The 21,894-nt window shown below is 53.7% G+C and carries 14 protein-coding genes; 10 read left to right on the forward strand and 4 right to left on the reverse strand.

Going from position 1 to position 21,894, the window contains the following annotated elements:
* The first annotated feature begins 334 nt into the window (after nt 1–334).
* The 8 genes from QQ91_RS14515 to fcl all read left to right on the forward strand — a co-directional run bounded on the left by QQ91_RS14515 (nt 335) and on the right by fcl (nt 9,562).
* The gene (locus QQ91_RS14515) at nt 335–1,180 is read left to right on the forward strand and encodes a glycosyltransferase (RefSeq protein WP_166282934.1); all 846 of its coding nucleotides are present in this window, start codon (nt 335–337) and stop codon (nt 1,178–1,180) included.
* Nucleotides 1,177–2,226, forward strand: coding sequence for an NAD-dependent epimerase/dehydratase family protein (locus QQ91_RS14520; protein WP_166282936.1), 1,050 nt, complete (start codon nt 1,177–1,179; stop codon nt 2,224–2,226). Before QQ91_RS14515 ends, QQ91_RS14520 begins: the two co-directional genes overlap by 4 nt.
* A gap of 114 nt (nt 2,227–2,340) precedes the next feature.
* The gene (locus QQ91_RS14525; protein ID WP_166282938.1) at nt 2,341–2,622 is read left to right on the forward strand and encodes a Uma2 family endonuclease; all 282 of its coding nucleotides are present in this window, start codon (nt 2,341–2,343) and stop codon (nt 2,620–2,622) included.
* 338 nt (nt 2,623–2,960) lie between these two features.
* Nucleotides 2,961–3,698 carry a PD-(D/E)XK nuclease family protein gene (locus QQ91_RS14530; RefSeq protein WP_166282940.1) on the forward strand — a complete coding sequence of 246 codons (738 nt, stop codon included), beginning with the start codon at nt 2,961–2,963 and terminating at the stop codon, nt 3,696–3,698.
* A 347-nt stretch (nt 3,699–4,045) separates the two neighbouring features.
* Nucleotides 4,046–5,053, forward strand: a complete 1,008-nt coding sequence (locus QQ91_RS14535) for an MraY family glycosyltransferase (RefSeq protein WP_166282942.1) — start codon at nt 4,046–4,048, stop codon at nt 5,051–5,053.
* Nucleotides 5,054–5,306: 253 nt separating this feature from the next.
* Nucleotides 5,307–7,361, forward strand: coding sequence for a polysaccharide biosynthesis protein (locus QQ91_RS14540; protein ID WP_166282944.1), 2,055 nt, complete (start codon nt 5,307–5,309; stop codon nt 7,359–7,361).
* Between the two features lie 108 nt (nt 7,362–7,469).
* On the forward strand, nt 7,470–8,555 hold the full coding sequence (gene gmd / locus QQ91_RS14545) for a GDP-mannose 4,6-dehydratase (RefSeq protein WP_166282946.1): 1,086 nt from the start codon (nt 7,470–7,472) through the stop codon (nt 8,553–8,555).
* 38 nt (nt 8,556–8,593) lie between these two features.
* Nucleotides 8,594–9,562, forward strand: coding sequence for a GDP-L-fucose synthase (gene fcl, locus QQ91_RS14550; protein WP_166282948.1), 969 nt, complete (start codon nt 8,594–8,596; stop codon nt 9,560–9,562).
* A 100-nt stretch (nt 9,563–9,662) separates the two neighbouring features.
* Here the strand turns inward: fcl and ahcY are convergent, their stop codons facing one another.
* Both ahcY and metK read right to left on the reverse strand, forming a co-directional pair.
* On the reverse strand, nt 9,663–11,048 hold the full coding sequence (ahcY, locus tag QQ91_RS14555; protein WP_166282950.1) for an adenosylhomocysteinase: 1,386 nt from the start codon (nt 11,046–11,048) through the stop codon (nt 9,663–9,665).
* 70 nt (nt 11,049–11,118) lie between these two features.
* Nucleotides 11,119–12,273, reverse strand: coding sequence for a methionine adenosyltransferase (gene metK / locus QQ91_RS14560; RefSeq protein ID WP_166282952.1), 1,155 nt, complete (start codon nt 12,271–12,273; stop codon nt 11,119–11,121).
* A 223-nt stretch (nt 12,274–12,496) separates the two neighbouring features.
* Between metK and metH the strand changes: the two genes are divergently transcribed.
* Nucleotides 12,497–16,087: a methionine synthase gene (gene metH, locus QQ91_RS14565; protein WP_166282960.1), complete on the forward strand. Its 3,591-nt coding sequence runs from the start codon at nt 12,497–12,499 to the stop codon at nt 16,085–16,087.
* Between the two features lie 146 nt (nt 16,088–16,233).
* Here the strand turns inward: metH and pntB are convergent, their stop codons facing one another.
* Nucleotides 16,234–17,649, reverse strand: coding sequence for a Re/Si-specific NAD(P)(+) transhydrogenase subunit beta (gene pntB, locus QQ91_RS14570; RefSeq protein WP_166282954.1), 1,416 nt, complete (start codon nt 17,647–17,649; stop codon nt 16,234–16,236).
* A gap of 125 nt (nt 17,650–17,774) precedes the next feature.
* The gene (gene pntA / locus QQ91_RS14575; protein WP_166282956.1) at nt 17,775–19,388 is read right to left on the reverse strand and encodes a Re/Si-specific NAD(P)(+) transhydrogenase subunit alpha; all 1,614 of its coding nucleotides are present in this window, start codon (nt 19,386–19,388) and stop codon (nt 17,775–17,777) included.
* Nucleotides 19,389–19,658: 270 nt separating this feature from the next.
* On the opposite strand from pntA, the gene glyS reads away from it, so the two are divergent.
* Nucleotides 19,659–21,812: a glycine--tRNA ligase subunit beta gene (gene glyS / locus QQ91_RS14580; RefSeq protein WP_166282958.1), complete on the forward strand. Its 2,154-nt coding sequence runs from the start codon at nt 19,659–19,661 to the stop codon at nt 21,810–21,812.
* The last annotated feature ends 82 nt before the right edge of the window (nt 21,813–21,894 follow it).

Here is a 21,894-nt window from a genome sequence, read left to right on the forward strand (position 1 = left end):
AGGCTCCATCACTCGTGCCTCAGCCGTTGGGTAACCTTGAAACCCCGATGGCTGCGTAAGCCGCTGGGACGGTTACAGGAGAAGAGTAAAGGGGGAGGCCGTTTATGAAGAAACACAAACTAAATTAGAATCAGAAACATCCTCTGATTCTGTTGGTAGACCTAGCTAGTTCTATTTACGCTAAGGGCAGAGAAATGCTTTCTCTATGCTAGTTTTAGTTCTAAAATTCTAGGTTTCAGAAAACAATACTTAGACAAATTTATTCAGGGTATTTTCCCTTTGTGAGAACTTTACTGGCATAGTTTTTTAGTTGATTCTGTCGAGGGCTCCTGTTGTGCGTGTTCAAGATCGAGATATAATTGCTACTGTTTTGATGGCAATTCATAATGATGAAAAATTTGTTGAGCAGGCTGTCAATAGTATATTATGTCAGCTTGGCGAGAACATGGAGTTTCTGATTATTGATGATCACTCTTCCGACTCGTCGCCTTGTATCCTGGCAATTCTAGCAAATGGAGACGATCGTATTCGAATTATTCGAAATTCTGAAAATCGAGGCGTTGGCTATTGTGCATGGTTAGGTATGTGCGAAGCACGTGGAGAATATGTGATTCGGATGGATTCAGATGATATTTGTTTTCCCGATCGCATCGAAAAACAGATCGACTTCCTTGAGCAAAATCCTGAAATAGATATTGTTGGAGCTGCTGCTATCGAAATTGATGATCAAGGGAACCAAGGTAAGCTAAGGCAAATGCCACTGAGTCACGATAATATTGCTAGGGTTATGTGGGCTTGTCCAATTATTCAGCCAGCCGTAGCTTTCCGCCGAGAACGCGTCTTGCTCGCAGGTAATTATAATCCGCAACTTCGGCGTCGTATCGATTACGACTTATGGTTCCGTTGCCTCAAAGCAGGATTACGCTTTGCAAATCTTCCAGAACCCCTAGTTTACTACCGTTTCACCCCCAGGAGCCACCAAAAACAAACTTTGAAACGAGCCATTGAGCAAGCACAGATTGGTTGGCGTGGATGTTGGATGCTTAAATCTCCATGGTGGCAATATCTTGCTGTCATGGTGCCAATTCTGCGCGCTATTTTACCGCCCCAGCTAAGTCATGCAGTCTATCGTATGCTCGCATTTGCTGATCCTCGAAATAAGGTTCAAACATCACCGTGAGTTCCTGTAAATCCATCCTAATTACCGGCGCCAACGGCTTTGTCGGGGTTCCTCTCTGCCGTCAAGCTCTGACACTCCCCACCACCCAAACTATTCACGGTGCTGTCCGCTCCGAACCTGCTGCTCAGAAGCTGCCACCAGGGATTACGCCCGTTTACATTCAAGATCTGGCCGATCTAGCCCACAAGCCTGATCTACTCTCCCAGCTAGATGTCATCGTCCACCTAGCCGCTCGGGTGCATCAACTCTCGGACCCTACTCCAGAGGCCTACACAACCATCAACACTGACGCAACACTTACCCTAGCCCAGGCTGCTTCCCAGGCCGGCGTTAAGCGGTTTATTTATCTCAGCTCGATCAAGGTTAACGGTGAAGGCAGCTTTCGACGCCCTGCCCCTAGTCACTATACCTACACCGAAAACGACCTGCCCCAACCGCTAGACCCCTACGGCCTTAGCAAGTGGCAAGCCGAGCAAGGGCTCTGGGAAATCGCCCAGGAGACCGGTCTAGAAGTAGTCATTATCCGCCCCCCACTGGTCTATGGCCCTCAGGTGAAGGCTAACTTTCTGAAGCTTTTGGGGCTGGCCCAACGCGGTTTGCCCCTGCCTCTGGGCAGCGTTGAAAATGCCCGCAGCCTGATCTTTGTCGACAACCTAGCCGATGCTCTGTGTGCCTGCCTTACCCACCCTGCTGCCGCTGGCCAGACCTTTCTGATCAGCGACGGTGAAGACCTCTCTACCCCGGAGCTAGTCCGCTGTTTGGCCCGAGCTATGAAACGCCCGGATGTGTTGTTGCCCGTCCCTGCCGGCGTGTTGTTGTGGGCCTTTTCGATCCTGGGTCGCCGATCTATGGCTGAGCGATTATTGGGCTCTCTCACTGTTGACAGTTCCAAAATCCACACAACCCTAAACTGGCAGCCTCCCTATCGCGTTGAGCAGGGGCTGCAAACTACGGCGGAGTGGTTTCTGCAGCAGAGAGGAGCGCGAAGCATCAAGGGAGGTGGAGCCTCGAGCATCGGGGGAAGCGGAAAGGGGGGAACGCGTTAGAATCCGATTACCGAGCGAACGCTTACAGCGCTAAAACCCAATCCCATTCGGCCCTCGGCGTAAGCATTGCCCACGCTTTATTCCCCACTACGACTCATAGGAGCCAACCCATTGATGGCTATCCGGACTCAGCGACTGACCTTCGAGGCCTATCTCACCTACAGCGACGGTACTGATACCCGCTACGAACTCGTTGACGGAAAGCTATGGCCCATGCGACTGGGAACCGGCAAACATCCTGCAATTATCCGATTTCTGAGCAAACATTTAGAGCAGCAGCCCGAAGCCCTGCAGCAAGACTGGGCTGCCATTCCAGCTATGATTACTGAATCTGGAAGTGGCAACCGTTTGCATTCTGGACGAAGGGCGCTATCAAGACACCGTATTTCGAGATAGTCTGCTGATTGCATCACCGCTCTTTCCCAGTCTGAATTTGTCACCGGCTCAGGTATGATCGGTATAAAGAGGCAATTTCGCAGCCAGAGGCAATCCCCCCCGACAAACACGATAGGCACCAACCCACCTTTGACCTCCGCCTCAGCAGCATTCATCCTAGGGCTGGCATCTGGGTCGCCCAAGCCATTGTCGGTCCCGGCGTCACCTTCGCGTAAGTGGTGAGCAGGCTTTGGCCGTGGGCATAACCGAACGAGGATGAAGAGTAAAGCGATAAAATTCGATTAGCGAGAAAACGCCTGCAGCGCTAATCCTACTCCCCCTTGCCCACTCCCTTCCCCATGGCTAGTCCCGAATTAAGACAGACCCTACAGGAAATCCTCCCCGAACTGATTGCAAACGATCCAGCCATTCGGGACTTTGTCCTACAAACGGTGTCTAACTACTATGCCGGCAAAACCGAAACTGAAAGCCGATTTGACCGGGTATTAGCAGAACTGCAGCGCGATCGCGAGGAGCAGTCCCGCAAATGGGATGAACAAACCCGCAAATGGGAGGAGCAAACCCGCAGATGGGAGGAGCAAACCCAGCAGTGGGCTGAAAACAATCGCCAGTGGCACGAGCAACACCGGCATAATCAAGAGATCTTGGCAGAGTTGAAACGCCATGACCGCCGGTACGAGAGCACGATTGGAGCGTTGGGCTCTCGCTGGGGTCTCTATTCTGAGGCCAGTTTCCGCAATGCCCTAAAGGGAATCTTAGAGGAGTCCTTTGGGGTGCAGGTGCTAAATATTACCGATTTCGACGATGCAGGGGAAGTTTTTGGCCGACCCGATCAGATAGAGCTAGACCTCATTATTAAAAATGGAGACGTGATCGTTTGCGAGATCAAGTCCTCCCTGAGTAAAGCAGATATGTATACCTTTGACCGCAAAGTGGCATTTTATCAAAAGCGCCACCAACGGCCCGTGAGCCGCAAGCTCGTGATTTCGCCAATGGTAGACGATCGCGCCCTGACTGTAGCAAAGACATTGGACATCGAAGTCTATAGTTACGCCGACGCAGTAGAAAATATTTAGCCGCTTCAACCTCCACAGTCGCCTCCAAGTTTTATCCTGCCTCTGCTCAAAGGGCAAGATCAAGCTCAGAACCAAAGCAAAAGTTGGCGGTCGACCATCAGCGCGATCAGATTGAAGCATTGCTCCTCGATAGCTCCAGCCCCTAAGGAAAACTCGCCGAGTTGCTAGACTCCATTGATCCAAAAGCCTTGAGAGAGGCCGCTAGGGAGACGGGTTTACCTCCATCCACTTTCCCGAAACCTCCCCCTACCAACTGGAGGCGATCCTAGACGCTAATTTTTTGCCTGGCCACACCTGCTAAAATCTCTCCCAAAACCCTTCGCTAAGCACAGTTCTCCATCGAAGTCATGAGTCATCTTGGAATTTTTATGGCGATCGCCTTTCTCCTTAGTTTCGTGCTGGTGAGGGTTCTCATTTCCCAATTCCAGCAAAGACTGGTGGATCTGCCCAATGAACGTAGCTCCCATAGCCGCCCCACCCCTAGGGGCGGAGGGCTTGGCTTTGTCCTTAGCTTTTATGCGGTGTTGGGATTAGCCGCCGTCACCGGATCGATGAGCGTTACCGGCGTCTGGTTCGGCCTAATTCCCCTGGTGATCATTGGCTTCCTCGATGACTGGAAAAACTTGCCCGCATCAGTCCGATACCTGGTGCAACTGTCAGTGTCCGGGATCGTCGTTGCAGATCTGGGATCCTTTCCCTTATTTCCAGGCCAGTCAGACTCCTTGATTTTAGAAGCGATGGCCCTGATCTTGACGACAATTGGAATGACCGCTTTAATCAACTTTTATAACTTCATGGATGGCCTGGACGGACTGGTCGCCGGCACTGCTGCGATCCAACTGAGTTTTCTCGCGCTTTGGGGCGGCAATCCGGCACTGTGGCTTTTGGTAGCCAGCCTTTTAGGGTTCTTGATCTGGAACTGGCAACCGGCCAAAATCTTCATGGGGGACTCTGGGAGTACCTTTTTGGGGGCAGCCATTGCGATCGCGATTCTCAGCGAGGCTAAATCTGCGAATTTTTCTTGGAGCCTGCTCACCCTCACCTTCCCCATTATCTTCGATACAATTTACACCCTCCTGCGCCGCCTGCTGCGTCGAGAAAATATCTTTCAAGCTCACCGCAGTCACCTGTTTCAACGACTTCATCAAGCGGGCTGGAATCACAGCCAGGTATCAGGACTCTATATGGTCGCCTGCATCGGACTCTGCCTGAATTTGGAGTCCCCCCTGGGGGCATGGGCCGGGTATCTCAATGTGATCGGCGCAGCGCTGTGTCTAGTCTTAACCGAACGCTATCTGCAGCGAAAATCTCCAGAAACATTGGCAAATCAACCCGTAAACTCACTCAGGCTCTAATTCCCCCTGGGGATTCAGGTATACACCACTCCAAGCATCCATGGACATCCCCTCGCACCCTCATTTTTTTCAGAGTCTGTTCACCCCCTGGGAGTTTGGTTTATACTGATCCAAACCTATAAATGTATGAATAAGTCTTAAAAAGCCTGAACAATCTTCAGCTTCAAAAAATCACCCTCTCTATCAGCGCTGGCGTATCAGATTTTCGGGTAGATGACAGTAACGCTCCGTTATCCTTATCGGTCTTATAATTATGACAATTAGCGAACAGGATCAGATCAAGCTGCGTGATCCTGCTGCTCCGCAGCATATTAAGAGACCTCACTCGCTTCACCGCACTGCCTTACGATTTCGGCGGCGAATTCGCCAGCTAACTCGGCTAAAACTGGCGCTACTGAAAAATGTTGGGAATCACCCCCGGCGCTTGCTTCTGATCGGCATCGACCTGGTTATTTTAACCGTTGCAACCTACATTGCTTTCATTCTGCGGTTCGATCAATTTTTTCCCCTTAGCGAAATCGCCCCCTTTATTCCTGGCGCCAGTATTACAATTATTTTTAAGATTTTTCTGTTTTACTTATTTGGATTATATCGTCCTTTACTGCGGCATTCTGGCCTTGAAATGCTCGAGATCATTCTCAAGGTCACCTTGCTTACCGATGGAATTATTGTTATCTTCAGCTCGATTTTTGCCCCTGCGATTCTGCCCAGAACCGTTCAAATTATCAGCGCGCTCATTGCACTCTTTCTGATTATTAATTCTCGGCTCACCATTCGATCCTTAATCTGGCGAACCAACGATATTACGCTGATGTCTCGTACCCTTCAGCGCAAGCTACAGGACTGGCAGCAATTGGAGCGCCAACAGACTCGAGTTTTAATCTACGGAGCCGGGGTAACCGGCTATCAAGTCTCTCAGTCCCTCAATCTAGAACGCTCCTACGATATCGTGGGTTTTATCGACGATAACCCGACCCTGAAGGGACGTGAGCTGAGTCGGATGAAAATTTTTCACTCCAGTGAAATGGGGCAGCTGATACAGGAATGCCAGGTCAATCAGGTGCTGCTGGCGATTCCCTCTGCCCCGGCCAAACGGAAGGCTCGGATTCTTGAGAGACTTCAGGAATTTCCCATTTCCATTAAAACCGTGCCCTCTGCCCAGGAAATTGTGTCGGGGAAGGTGAGCGTTTCCCAACTGCGAGATATTGACATTGCTGATTTATTGGGCCGGGAAGAAGTGCCGCCTGAACCTCATCTGCTCAAGGCCGACATTGCTCAAAAGACCGTGCTGGTTACGGGGGCTGGCGGATCCATTGGGTCAGAGCTATGCCGACAAATCGCAGAACTTCAACCCAAGCATTTAATTTTGCTAGATTCTAGCGAATTTGCCCTGTACTCCATTGATATCGAGATCCAGGAAAACTTTCCTAACCTGCGGGTCAGTCCCTACCTGGGATCGGTCACCGATGCGGATTATTTGCGCCAAGTCTTCCTGGACGAGCAGGTCGAAACCATTTACCATGCGGCAGCTTACAAGCATGTTCCCCTGGTGGAAGGAAATCCTGCCCAGGGGATTCTCAATAATACCTACGGCACCTATATCACCGCAAAAACGGCCCAGGACTGCGCAGTCAGCACCTTTGTTCTGATTTCAACGGATAAGGCGGTGCGCCCCACGAATGTCATGGGTGCCACCAAGCGCGCCGCAGAGCTTGTGCTGCAGGGTTTGGCGGCCCAGCCCGAGACTCAAACTCGATTTGTGATGGTGCGATTTGGCAACGTATTGGGAAGCAGCGGATCGGTGGTGCCTCGATTTCGCCATCAAATTGCCGCAGGCAAGCCCATTACCCTCACCCATCGGGAAATCACTCGCTACTTCATGACGATTCCCGAAGCTGCCCGCTTGGTGATCCAGGCAGGCGCGATGGGCAAGGGCGGGGAGGTGTTCCTGCTGGACATGGGGGAACCGGTAAAAATTTACGACCTAGCCGTCCAGATCATTAAACTCAGCGGTTTGCAGCCTGGCAGAGACATCGATATTCAGATCACAGGCCTGCGCCCGGGCGAAAAACTCTACGAAGAACTCCTGATTAGCGGAGAGAATGTGCAAAAGACACAACACCCCAAAATCTACGCTGCAGTTGAGCACATGCTGCCCTGGGATGCCCTGGAGCCCATGCTCCAGCAGTTATTTACGGCGGCTCGACAAACGCAAGTTCAGCCAATGATGCAAATCCTGCACCAGTTAGTGCCTGAGTATCAACCTCAACATTCAGCCTTAACATTGAGTCAAACCAGGGTACGCTAACCTCAAACAGACCGAACCATTCAAGCATCGCTAAAATTATGGCGATCGCTCCCGTTCCCTGAAGACCCCGCGCTCCTCAGCGCCTCACCTCAATCCTTCCTACCTTCAATGACAAAAAAAGCACTGATTTCTGGAATTACCGGCCAAGATGGCGCGTACCTTGCCGAATTGCTCTTGAGCAAAGGATACGAGGTCCATGGAATTAAACGACGCGCCTCGCTTTTTAACACCGATCGCATCGATCATCTTTATCAAGATCCCCACGTCAGCGATCGCTCCTTTTTCCTGCACTACGGCGACCTCACTGATTCCACTAACTTAATTCGCATTGTGCAAGAAGTGCAGCCCGATGAAATCTATAATCTGGCCGCCATGAGCCACGTGGCAGTCTCCTTTGAAACCCCGGAATATACGGCTAACGCCGATGGAATCGGCACGCTGCGTATCCTAGAAGCCATTCGCATTCTCAACCTGGAGCAGAAAACCAAGTTTTACCAGGCCTCAACCTCGGAGCTGTACGGCTTGGTGCAGGACATTCCTCAAACGGAAAAGACTCCCTTTTACCCGCGGTCGCCCTATGCCGTGGCCAAGCTTTACGCCTATTGGATTACGGTCAACTATCGGGAAGCCTATGGCATCTATGGCTGTAATGGAATTTTGTTTAACCACGAGTCCCCCTTGCGGGGGGAAACCTTCGTGACCCGCAAAATCACCCGCGCCATCGCTCGCATTAAGCTGGGACTGCAAGACCGCCTTTACCTGGGGAATCTAGACGCCTTGAGAGACTGGGGCCATGCCAAGGACTATGTGGAAATGCAGTGGCTGATCCTCCAGCAAGAGGCACCAGAGGACTACGTCATCGCCACCGGAGAGCAGCACAGCGTCCGCGAGTTTGTGGAGCAAGCCTGCCAGGAAGTGGGGATTCAAGTGAGCTGGACAGGCAGCGGCGTCGAGGAAAAGGGCTACGACCAGGAGGGAAACTGCATCGTGGCAGTGGATCCTCGCTACTATCGCCCCACGGAGGTGGAAACCCTGCTGGGATCACCGAGCAAGGCCAAGGAAAAACTGGGCTGGGTTCCTCAAATTTCCTTCCAGGAGTTGGTGCAGGAAATGATGCAGGAGGACCTTAAGGCAGCCAAGCGAGATCAGCTCGTAAATCAGCACGGGTATCGCGCGCCCGCTTACTATGAGTAACCCCCCTTTTTTACTCTGCCCAGATAAACACAGAAGTCATGACCTCTAAAAAACGAATTTATGTCGCTGGGCACCGCGGGATGGTAGGGTCTGCCCTAGTGCGTCAGTTGACCCGCGATCCAGAGGTGGAGATTGTGACGCGATCCCATCAGATGCTGGATTTAACGAACCAGGCAGCCGTGGAAGCCTTTTTCCAGACTGAGAAAATCGATGAAGTTTACCTAGCCGCCGCCAAAGTCGGGGGAATCTGGGCCAATCACACCTATCCCGCTCAGTTCATCTACGAAAATTTGATGATTGAGGCCAATATTATCCACAGCGCCTACCGCAGCGGGGTGCAAAAACTGCTGTTTTTGGGATCCTCTTGCATCTATCCCAAGTTTGCCCAGCAGCCTATTCCAGAATCTGAGTTGCTGACCGGAATTCTGGAGCCGACCAATGAGCCCTACGCCATCGCCAAAATTGCCGGAATCAAGCTCTGCGAATCCTACAACCGTCAATACCAAACGGATTTTCGCAGCGTGATGCCCACAAATTTGTACGGACCACACGATAACTTTGACGCCCAAAATAGCCACGTTCTGCCGGGGCTGATGCGTCGATTCCACGAAGCCAAACTAGAGAATCGTCCCAGCGTCACCGTTTGGGGCACCGGAACGCCCAAACGGGAGTTTTTGCATGTGGACGACATGGCCAGCGCCTGTGTCCATGTCATGGCCCTAGATCTTCCCACCTATCAAGCCCACACCCAACCGACCCTGTCCCACATCAATGTGGGCACGGGCGAGGATCACTCCATCAAAGAGCTGGCGCACCTGATTGCCGATGCAGTGGGGTATTGCGGGGATCTGGAGTTTGATGCCAGTAAACCCGACGGCACCCCTCGCAAGCTTCTGGATGTGAGTCGCCTCAAAGGGATCGGCTGGACAGCGCATATTCGTCTTGCCGCAGGGATTCAATCTACCTACGACTGGTTCCTCAAGCACGAGGCCATCGCCCGCAAGTAAGGAATATCATCAACCTCTCCCAACCCGCAGTTTCCAGGGGCATCAAGAAGCAGGGGCTTGTTGCCAAGCCCCCAACAGCATCGTTTCCCTTGAGCAGAGATTAATACTTGTAGCTCTCGGTCTTGAAGGGGCCATTCAACGGCACGTTGATGTACTTGGCCTGGGCCTCAGTGAGTTGGGTAATCACGCCTCCAAAGCCTTCCACCATGTACCGGGCCACCTCTTCATCGAGGTGCTTGGGAAGCACTTCCACCCTAATTGCCTGAGGTTTTTCAGCTGCGGGCAGGTCGGCAAACTTGCGCTCATAGAGGAACATCTGGGCCAGCACCTGGTTGGCAAAGGATCCGTCCATAATTCGGGAGGGGTGGCCTGTGGCGTTGCCCAGGTTGACCAGACGGCCTTCAGCCAGCAGAATTAAGAAATCCTGAGGGTCATCACTCCGATACACCTGATGCACCTGGGGCTTCACCTCTTCCCAGCGCCATTCCTTACGCATGTAGGCGGTATCAATCTCATTGTCAAAGTGACCAATATTGCACACCACCGCTCCACGCTTCAGGCTTTTCAGCATGTGGGCATCGCAGACATTCACGTTCCCAGTGGTTGTCACCACAAGGTCAGTATTCGCTAGCAGATCTTTGTTGACACTGCTTTCGGTTCCATTGTTCAGGCCGTTGAGGTAGGGAGAAACCACCTCAAATCCATCCATACAAGCCTGCATTGCGCAGATGGGGTCACACTCGCTCACCTTCACAATCATGCCTTCTTGACGCAGGGAAGCGGCTGAGCCTTTGCCCACATCACCGTAGCCAATCACCAGGGCTTTTTTGCCCGAGAGCAGATGGTCTGTACCTCGCTTAATGGCATCATTCAAGCTGTGACGGCAGCCATATTTGTTATCATTTTTGGCCTTGGTGACGGAGTCATTCACGTTAATGGCCGGGATCTTCAAGGTTCCCTGCTCCAGCATTTCGTAGAGGCGATGCACCCCAGTGGTGGTTTCTTCCGTCACCCCGTGAATGCGATCTAGCATGGTGGGATATTTTTCGTGGATGTGCGCCGTCAGGTCGCCGCCATCATCGAGGATCATATTGGCGTCCCAAAGATCCCCCTCTGGCGTACGACAGGTCTGCTCAATACACCAGAGATACTCCTCCTCCGTTTCCCCCTTCCAAGCAAATACGGGAATCCCGGCCGCGGCGATCGCCGCGGCGGCATGGTCTTGGGTGGAAAAAATATTACAAGAAGACCAGCGAACCTGAGCACCGAGCTCAATCAGCGTCTCAATCAGAACCGCCGTTTGAATCGTCATGTGAATACAGCCAATGATCTTGGCCCCCTGCAGGGGCTTGCTGTCCCGATATTGGGCGCGAATTGCCATCAGAGCCGGCATCTCACCCTCGGCAATGGAAATTTCCTTCCGGCCCCAATCCGCCAGGGAAATATCGGCCACTTTATGGTCACGGGTTAAAACAGAAGCAGTCATAGGTTTTGACCTTGATAACAACAGGCTGAGAACAAGAGGAGTGATTGACGGGTCTAGAATTAATCTTTTGTTACAAAGCAGCCTTTAATGTAGCTGATTTATCCGTTTTTTCCCAGGAGAAATCTGCCAATTCGCGGCCAAAGTGGCCGTAGGCTGAGGTCTGGCGATAAATGGGTCGACGCAGATCAAGCATATCGATTAGGCCCTGGGGTCGCAAATCAAAATGTTCGCGGACCAGGGTGGCAATCCTATCGTCGGCCAGTTTGCCAGTCCCAAAGGTATTGATGGAGATGGAGGTGGGGTCTGCCACCCCAATGGCATAAGACACCTGAATTTCGCAGCGATCGGCCAGTCCCGATGCCACGACGTTTTTAGCCACGTACCGGCCCGCATAGGCAGCGGAACGATCCACCTTTGAGGGATCTTTTCCGGAAAAGGCACCGCCCCCGTGACGAGCCATGCCGCCGTAGGTATCCACAATGATTTTACGTCCGGTCAGACCACAATCCCCTACGGGACCCCCAATAATGAACTGTCCAGTGGGATTAATGTGATACTGGGTGGAGGCATGCATCCATTCGTTGGGCAGAACGTGCTTAATAATTTCTTCCATCACCGCCTCGCGGATGTCAGCTTGAGACACGTCCGGATCATGCTGGGTGGATAGAACCACGGCATCAATGGCAACAGGCTGCCCATTCTCGTAACGCAAGGTAACCTGACTTTTGGCATCGGGCCGAAGCCAAGGCAAAACCTTATGCTTACGCAGGTAGGCTTGGCGCTCCACCAGGCGGTGCGAATAGTAGATTGGCGCTGGCATGAGTACTGGCGTTTCGTTCGTCGCATACCCAAACATCAAGCCCTGGTCCCCGGCCCCCAGGTCCTTGTTCGCAGCCTCATCAACGCCCATGGCAATATCAGCAGATTGCTTGCCGATGGCATTGAGAACCGCACAGGAGGCTCCATCGAAGCCCACCTCTGAACTGTCATAGCCAATGTCTAAAATGACGGAGCGAACGATATTCTCTAAATCCACATAGGTACTGGTGCGCACTTCCCCAGCAATAATGGCCATCCCAGTTTTCACCATGGTTTCGACCGCCACCCGCGCATGGCGGTCTTCCGACAGCATGGCATCTAGAATAGCATCTGAAATCTGGTCAGCCATCTTGTCTGGATGTCCCTCAGACACAGATTCAGAGGTAAAAATCTGATACTCACTCATTGATTATGCGTTATAGGTATAGGTGTGCAATGTATTATCAAGCATAGTTAAGGAATATTAGCACTTTTTAACATCGAGATCGGTAATACTTTATTCCCAACCTCTGCGGGGGACAGGCTAAAGTAGGCCAATCCTTTGGATTGCCTCTGGGCTATTCTCGAACTTCCTTGCAAGCCTCATTCTTGAATTCTCTATTGAACTTCTTTATTGAACTGAATCCATGATGACTAGCCCCTTGTTGGAGTATCTGCACAGTCCCCAGCGTCCCGTTCTAGTTTTTGATGGTGCCATGGGGACGCAGCTGCAAGCCCAAAACCTCTCCGCCGAGGACTTTGGGGGCGCTGAATACGAGGGCTGTAACGAATATTTGGTTGTCACCCACCCTGAAGCCGTGGAGGCGGTTCACCGGGGCTACTTAGAGGCCGGCGCCGACGTTATTGAAACCGATACCTTTGGCGGCACCTCAGTGGTTCTGGCGGAGTACGATCTCGCCCACCAGGCCTACGTCCTCAACAAGACAGCTGCGGCTTTGGCAAAACGGGTTGCCGCCGAATATTCCACCCCGGAGAAGCCTCGCTTTGTGGCCGGGTCCATGGGGCCGGGAACCAAGCTTCCCACCTTGGGACATATTGACTTCGACTCTCTGAAAACAGCCTACCAGGAGCAAGCTCGTGGGCTGGTAGATGGGGGGGCCGACCTGCTGATCGTCGAGACCTGTCAAGACGTGCTGCAGATTAAGGCGGCGTTGAACGGGATTGAAGCCGTCTTCTCGGCGCAAGGAAAACGCATCCCGATCATGGTTTCAATCACCATGGAACAGCAGGGGACGATGCTAGTGGGATCGGATATTGCTGCGGCCTTGACCATTCTAGAGCCCTTCAACATTGATATCTTGGGACTCAACTGTGCCACCGGACCGGACCTGATGAAGGAGCATATCAAGTATCTGAGCGAGAACTCGCCCTTCATTGTGTCCTGTATTCCCAACGCCGGTTTACCGGAAAACGTCGGAGGGCAGGCGGTTTATCGCCTGAGTCCGATGGAACTGCGGATGGCGCTAATGCACTTTGTGGAAGACTTAGGTGTACAGGTGATTGGCGGGTGTTGCGGCACCAGCCCTGACCACATTGCCCAGCTTGCGGCGATGACCACGGACTTAAGGCCGAAGGAACGACCCCGCAGCGATCGCTATGCCAATCCCCCCTACGCTCCCTTACCCTACGCCCCCTCTGCGGCCTCAATTTACACTAGCCAACCCTACGATCAGGACAACTCCTTCCTAATTGTGGGCGAGCGCCTCAACGCCAGCGGATCCAAGAAATGTCGCGAGATGCTCAACGCCGAGGATTGGGATGGACTGGTAGCTCTGGCCAAAGCTCAGCTTAAGGAAGGCGCCCATGTTCTGGATGTCAATGTGGACTACGTGGGCCGCGACGGCGAGCGAGACATGCATGAGCTGGCCTCCCGACTGGTCACCAATGTTACCCTTCCCCTGATGCTGGACTCCACCGAATGGAGCAAAATGGAAGCCGGACTGAAGGTAGTGGGCGGCAAGTGCATTCTCAACTCCACTAACTATGAAGATGGGGAAGATCGCTTTTTTAAGGTGCTAGAACTCGCCAGGAAGTATGGGGCTGGTATGGTGGTGGGCACCATTGATGAGGAGGGGATGGCTCGTACGGCTCAGAAGAAGTTTGAGATTGCCCAACGGGCCTATCGGGATGCCATCGAATATGGAGTTCCGGCGCAGGAGATCTTTTTTGACCCCCTAGCCTTGCCCATCTCCACCGGAATTGAGGAAGACCGCGAGAACGGCAAGGCTACGATCGAGTCCATCCAAATGATTCGGGATAACCTACCGGGTTGTCACATTATCCTCGGGGTTTCCAACGTTTCCTTTGGTCTGAACCCGGCAGCGCGGATTACCCTCAATTCCGTATTCCTGCATGAGGCCTGTCAGGTGGGCATGGATGCAGCCATCGTCAGCGCGGCCAAGATTCTGCCTCTGGCAAAGATCGATCCAGAGCATCAGCAGGTTTGCCGCGACTTAATTTACGATCGCCGTGAGTTTGAGGGCGAGGTTTGCACCTACGATCCGCTGATTAAACTCACGCAGCTGTTTGAAGGCAAGACCACTCAGGCCGTACGCGGGAGCGTGGACGAAACCCTTTCGGTCGAAGAACGCCTGACTCGTCACATCATTGACGGCGAACGGATTGGGTTAGAAGATCAGCTGGCGATCGCCCTGGAACAATATCCACCGCTAGAGATTATTAATACCTTCCTCCTAGATGGCATGAAAGAAGTGGGAGAGCTGTTTGGGTCGGGGCAGATGCAGCTTCCCTTTGTGCTCCAGTCCGCTCAAACGATGAAGGCGGCGGTCGCCTATCTAGAGCCCTTTATGGAAAAGGCCGAAGCCGAAGACAGTGGCAAAGGAACTCTGGTCATTGCCACTGTCAAGGGGGACGTCCACGACATTGGCAAAAATCTGGTGGATATTATTCTCTCCAATAATGGCTATAAGGTCGTCAATATCGGCATCAAGCAGCCTGTGGAAAATATTATTCAGGCCTACGAAGAGCATCAGGCTGACTGCATTGCCATGAGCGGGTTACTGGTAAAGTCCACCGCATTTATGAAGGACAATCTGGAAATCTTCAATGAGCGGGGGATTACGGTGCCAGTTATTTTGGGCGGCGCTGCCCTGACGCCAAAATTTGTCCATCAGGATTGCCAGCAGGTCTACAAGGGACAAGTCATCTACGGCAAGGATGCGTTTGCAGATCTGCATTTCATGGACAAGCTGATGCCCGCCAAGCAGTCGGGGAACTGGGATGATGCCCAGGGCTTTTTGGATACAGCCACTCGCCCCGGTGATCCCGTCGAGGAGATCCGCATCGCGCCCCCCCCCCCATTCCCTGAACAAGACAAGCCAAAGATCATCGATATCCGGCGTTCTGAGGCAGTGGCGGTGAATATTGATCGGCCCACGCCGCCCTTCTGGGGAACCCAGATCTTGAATCCCGCCGATTTATCCTTTGAGGAAATCTTTGGGTATCTGGACCTGCAGGCGCTCATCGCAGGGCAGTGGCAATTCCGCAAGGCGAAGGAAAGATCTAAGGAAGATCATCAGGCCTTCTTAAAGGAAAAGGTCTATCCGCTCTTAGAGCATTGGAAACAGCGGGTGGTGGCCGAACATCTTTTGCAGCCGCAGCTGGTGTACGGCTATTTTCCTTGTTTAGCGGAGGGAAACAAGCTGTACCTTTATGACCCAGCGGTGATGGAGGGCACCATTGAACACCCTGAACCGGTCGCCGTGTTTGAATTTCCCCGCCAGGGATCCCTGCGGCGCCTGTGCATTGCGGATTTCTTTTTACCCCAAGCTGAGGCCAAGCCAGGGCAATATGATGTGTTCCCGATGCAGGCGGTGACGGTGGGAACCATTGCCACCGAGTTTGCTGCCAAGCTGTTTGCAGGAGATGAATATGCCGACTACCTCTATTTTCACGGTCTGGCGGTGCAGACAGCAGAGGCCCTGGCCGAGTGGTGCCATGCGCGTATTCGGCGAGAGTTAGGGTTCGCAGCCGCTGAGCCAGACAATATCCGAGACGTGCTGGCCCAGCGCTATCAGGGGTCACGTTACAGCTTTGGCTATCCAGCCTGCCCCAATATTCAGGATCAGTACAGGCAGCTAGAGCTGCTGGGGGCCGAGCGGATTCATCTCTACATGGATGAAAGCGAGCAAATTTATCCAGAGCAGTCCACCACGGCGATTATTGCCTATCACGAAGCCGCCAAATATTTCAGTGCTTAGATCTGGCGATCAGACTCACGCCTCAATCCTTCGGATCTTTCGGAAAACACCCAATCTCCACGGAAATTCCCGATGCTTTTAGTTCCAGAGCATCGGGAATCCCAGATTTTTAAGCAGGTCAAGGTCCGATAGGTCAAGGCCTGAAACTAAGCAGCCACCAAAGACTTGGCCTGCAGCTGACCGAGAATAGCATCGACGTTTTGTCCTGCATCTCCAAAGAGCATTTGGGTATTCTCCTTAAAGAATAGGGGATTTTCAACCCCAGCATAGCCGCTGGCTAAACTGCGCTTCATCACCACGACATTTTCAGCTTTCCAAACCTCCAGAACGGGCATCCCAGCGATCGCACTGGTGGGATCATCCAAGGCACTGGGGTTTACCGTATCGTTGGCCCCAATAACCAACACCACATCGGTTGCGGGAAAATCCTCATTAATTTCATCCATTTCCAACACGATGTCGTAGGGCACGTTGGCTTCGGCCAACAGCACATTCATGTGGCCCGGCAGACGCCCGGCCACCGGATGAATGCCAAAGCGCACGTTGACTCCGCGATCGCGCAGCAGCTTGGTAATCTTAGCCACGGAATGCTGGGCTTGCGCCACCGCCATCCCATAACCCGGCACGATAATCACGCTGCGCGCTTCCTGGAGCAGGTCTGTGACCCCTTCCACGGTGGTCGGCGTTGCCTCTCCTTCAATTAAGGCACCGCTCCCGCCAGCCGGAGATCCCTCTGAGCCAAATCCCCCCAGAATCACGCTGATAAACGATCGGTTCATGGCCCGACACATGATGTAGCTGAGGATCGCACCACTGCTGCCCACCAAAGCCCCTGTAATAATGAGCAGATCGTTGGAAAGCATAAATCCTGCCGCCGCTGCCGCCCAGCCAGAATAGCTGTTGAGCATGGAAATGACCACCGGCATATCGGCGCCCCCGATGGAAGCCACCAGATGAATCCCCAGCACCGAGGCAATCGCCGCCATCCCCAACAGCGGGAAAAGGCCGTCAGGAGTCCCCAATTGGATAAACTGCCAGCCTAAAACAACGGTGGCCACCAGCATGCCGATATTCAGCCCATGGCGCAACGGCAGCATGAGAGGCTTGCTGCTGAGGATTGCCCGTAGTTTACCAAAGGCCACCACCGACCCGGTGAAGGTCACCGCCCCGATAAACACACCGATGTAAATTTCCAGCTGGTGGATGAGCGCTTCCCCTCCCGTCAGGTCAGATTCAGGCTGAAGGAAATTTGCCACTCCCACCAGGACAGCGGCCAAACCCACAAAACTATGCAGAATTGCCACCAGTTCCGGCATGGAGGTCATGGCCACCCGCGCCGCTAGAATTGCGCCAATCAGGGCACCGGGCACCACCACGGCCAGCAGTGTCCCGTAGGCCGTCACATCACTACTCAGGGCGGTGGCCGCCAGCGCCAGCAGCATCCCCAAAATGCCAAAGATGTTGCCGCGCTTAGCCGTTTCCTGATTAGAGAGTCCTCCCAAACTCAAAATAAACAGGGCGCTCGCCCCAATGTAGGCGATGGTCGTCAAACTATTCGTCATCAACGGAATCTCCCGTGAATTGGTTGTATGAATTGGGTGGTCTGAATTGGGTTATCTGGCCCCAAGCTCTTTATTAAAAGATTGGGAAACTTGAAAGATTGGGAAACAAGAGATTGAGTAGCCCTCTACTTGCGGAACATCCTCAGCATCCGCTGGGTGACCAAAAATCCGCCGGCAATATTAATCGTGCCAACCAAAATCGCCAGAGCGCCGAGAATCGTGGTCGGCGACTGCATCGGACCAGAAATTTGCAGCATGCCGCCCAGGATGATGATGCCGCTAATCGCATTGGTCACGCTCATCAACGGCGTATGCAGCGCTGGCGCAACGTTCCAAATCACCTGCCAGCCCACAAAACAGGCCAGCACAAAGACCGTGAAATGGGACAGGAAAGATTCTGGTGCGCCCAGGCCGAGACCCAGGAGCACCAGACCCGCCAGCACCAGCCACAGCCAACCAGTACCGGATTGAGACGCCGGTGCTTCGGTCGGCGCGATCGCGGCCTGCTCAACCTGAGAGGCATCCGGCACCGGGGTCGGCGGGGCAATCTGCGGAGGGGGCCACATCACGTTGCCCTCATGGAGAATCAGCGCCCCGCGCACAACTTCGTCGTCGCAGTCCACATGGAATTTCTCCGCGCCCCCCATATCCTTGAGCAGATGGCAAAGATTGGTTCCGTAAAGCTGACTCGATTGCGCCCCCATGCGACTGGGTAAATCGGTGTAGCCAATCACCTTCACACCCTGGTAATCCACAATTTGATCGGGCTGGGACACCTCGCAGTTGCCGCCCTGCTCCGCTGCCAAATCCACAATCACCGATCCCGGCTTCATGCTTTCCACCATCGCTCTGGTGATTAGGACCGGAGCCTTTTTGCCAGGAATCAAGGCGGTGGTGATAATGATGTCAACCTCTGCCGCCTGCTGCGCAAACAGGTCCATCTCCGCCTTAATGAAGGCTTCGCTCATCACCTTGGCGTAGCCGCCCTTCCCGGCACCTTCCTCCTCAAAATCCAGCTCCAGGAACTGGCCACCGAGGCTCTCCACCTGTTCCTTGACCACCGGACGAGTGTCAAAGGCGCGGACAATAGCCCCTAGGCCCCGAGCTGTTCCGATCGCAGCAAGACCGGCTACTCCAGCACCAATCACCAGCACCTTAGCTGGGGGAATTTTGCCAGCGGCGGTAATCTGTCCGGTAAAAAAGCGACCAAATTGATGGGCTGCTTCAATCACGGCCCGATAGCCAGCAATATTGGCCATGGAACTCAAGGCGTCAAGCTTTTGGGCGCGGCTAATGCGCGGCACCGCATCCATCCCCAGCACCGTGGCATGACGCTGGTTGAGCTTTGCCAGCAGCTCCGGATTTTGAGCCGGCCAAATGAAGCTGATCAGGGTTTTTCCCTCGGGCAGCAGGTCGGCTTCATGGCATCCCAGCGCTTCCACAACCTGAGGGGGCCGCACCTTCAGGACAATGTCGGCCCGGTTCCACAGATCACGCGTCTGCGGAATGATCTCACAGCCGACCGCTTCATAGGCTGAGTCGGTGAAGCCCGAAGCTCGTCCAGCCCCAGATTCGACACAAATTTTAAACCCCATCTTCGTGAGCGATTGGGCTGTCGCTGGCGTGGCCGCAACCCGCCCTTCGCCGGGAAAGGTTTCCTTGGGAATCGCCACCGTGAGCGCCTGAGCCGGCTTGTTTGACCGCAGGGATTCTACCTGGTTGTCAACCGCAATAGTCATAAATGTTCCTTGGGGTTGTATTGAGCGGATTCTAGATCGATCCCCACCCTCTGGTCAGGAGCTTTAATTTCTCTTAGGAATTGAAGTGGATTTCGTCACAGAACGATAAAAATTCCAGCCGCGGCGATCGCGCCTGGAATTCTCAAGGGACCTGCTTCAAACCGTAACCAGGCCAGTCATAATAGTTGAGCATAGTTGTTGAGCATAGTTGTTGAGCATAGTTATAGTGAGACCAGGTGGGGCCTCGTAGGGCGGATTAAAGGAATGGGAATGACGAATTTTTTACTTGAAGTGGGCGTTGAAGAACTGCCCGCCCAGTTTGTAGCTTCGGCACTGGCCCAGTGGCAACAAAGGATACCCCAATCCCTCAGTGATCATCTTTTAACCGCACAAACCATCCAGGTGTACGGCACCCCCCGTCGCCTGGCAGTCTTAATCGAAGGCCTCCCGGAACAGCAGCCTCAGCAACGGGAGGAAATTAAGGGGCCACCGGCCAAGGCCGCATTTAAAAAGGGTCAACCCACCCAGGCCGCTGAGGGCTTTGCCAAGAAGCAGGGGGTGAGCATCGACGATTTTGAAATCCGGCCGACGGAGAAAGGGGAGTTTGTTTTCATTCAGAAGGTTACAGAGGGGCAGCCCACGGCTGCTGTCTTGCAGGCCCTCATCCCAGACTGGATTTTTAAGCTAGAGGGCAAGCGATTTATGCGCTGGAGTAATGGCGATTTGCGCTTTTCTCGCCCCATTCGCTGGCTCGTGGCGCTGCTAGATGACCAGATTTTGCCCCTGACCCTGGAGAACGATGGCCAGGTCATCTACAGCGATCGCCGATCCCAGGTCCATCGAGTCCTGCACCCTGCCCCCCTTAGCATTCCCACCGCAAAGGCCTACGTGGGCACCCTGGCCAATGGGTTTGTGATGGTCGATCCCCAACAGCGCCAGCAGGTAATTGAAACCCAAATTCAGCAACAGGCCGATCAGGTACAGGGGATGGCCTCGATTCCCACAGATCTGATCCAGGAAGTGGTGCATTTAGTGGAATGGCCCACCGCCCTTGTCGGCAGCTTTGAAGCGGAATTTCTGGCGATCCCCGCAGAGGTGACCATCACCGAAATGATTAGTCACCAGCGCTATTTTCCAGTGCTGAACCCCAGCAATCCCCAGGAGCTGCTTCCCCACTTTATTGCGGTATCCAACGGCGATCCTCAAAAATCTGACCTGATTCGGGCAGGCAACGAACGGGTGATTCGGGCCAGGCTCTCCGATGGCCAGTTCTTCTACCGGGCTGACCAGGCCATCCCCCTGGTGCAATACCTGCCAAAGCTAGAAACCGTGACCTTCCAGGAAGACCTGGGATCAATGCGCAGCAAGGCCGATCGCATTATGGCGATCGCAGCTCGGATTGCCAAACAGCTGAAGCTCAGCCAGAAGCAGACCCAGCATATCGAGCGCGCCGCCCTGCTGTGTAAGGCCGATCTAGTGACCCAGATGGTCGGAGAGTTTCCCGAGCTCCAAGGGGTCATGGGCGAGAAATACGCCCGCGCCAGCGAGGAGCCCGAGGAGGTCGCCAGGGCCATTGCCGAGCATTACCAGCCCCGCAACGCAGAAGATCAGCTTCCCCAGACCCTGGGAGGTCAGGTGGTGGCCATGGCCGATCGCCTAGACACCCTGGTATCGATTTTTGGGCTGGGAATGAAGCCCAGCGGTTCGTCAGATCCCTTTGCACTCAGGCGATCAGCCAATGCCATCGTCAGCATAATCTGGGAGGCAGGGCTGGGGATCGACTTGCACCAGCTAATCCAGGACACCAGTGCCGAATTTAGCCAAATTTTCGGGAAACAGGCAGAGGTGGCAGCGCTCCAAGCACAGATCCAGGAGTTCTTCATTCAGCGGGTGCGCACCCTCCTCCAAGAGGATCGCCGCATTGACTACGATCTCGTCAATGCGGTTCTCAGCGAAGGTGATCCTGAGGCCCAGGCACGTGCCCTCACGGATGTACTCGATGTCCGCGATCGCGCGGAGTTTCTCCAGTCCCTGCGCCAATCAGGCGATCTCGATCAGGTGTTTGAGACCGTCAATCGAGCGTCACGCCTGGCCCAAAAGGGAGAATTATCCAAGCAAATCCTGGATCCTAAACAGGTGATCGACACCCAGGCCTTTGCAGCCCACTCTGAGCAGGCGTTCTATGATGCGCTCCTAGAGCTCTTGCCGCAAACCACCGCCGCCCAAGCCAGCCGGGATTATCGCAGCCTGGTCACCGGGCTAGCAGCGATTGCCCCCGTGGTGAGTCAATTCTTCGATGGCGAAGACAGCGTTCTGGTGATGGCGGAGGATCCTCAAGTGCGCAGCAACCGGTTGAACTTGCTGGGGCTGTTGCGCAACCATGCCCGAGTGCTGGGAGACTTTGGGGAGATTGTGAAAAGTTAGGGAAACATTGACAACTCCCCGCCTTCAGAAGGACGGGGATTCTTCCTTCATTGCAGTTGCTATCAGCGCGAATGCCCATCAA

This window comes from Lyngbya confervoides BDU141951, from assembly GCF_000817775.3.
GTDB classification, from domain to species: domain Bacteria; phylum Cyanobacteriota; class Cyanobacteriia; order Thermosynechococcales; family Thermosynechococcaceae; genus Lyngbya; species Lyngbya confervoides.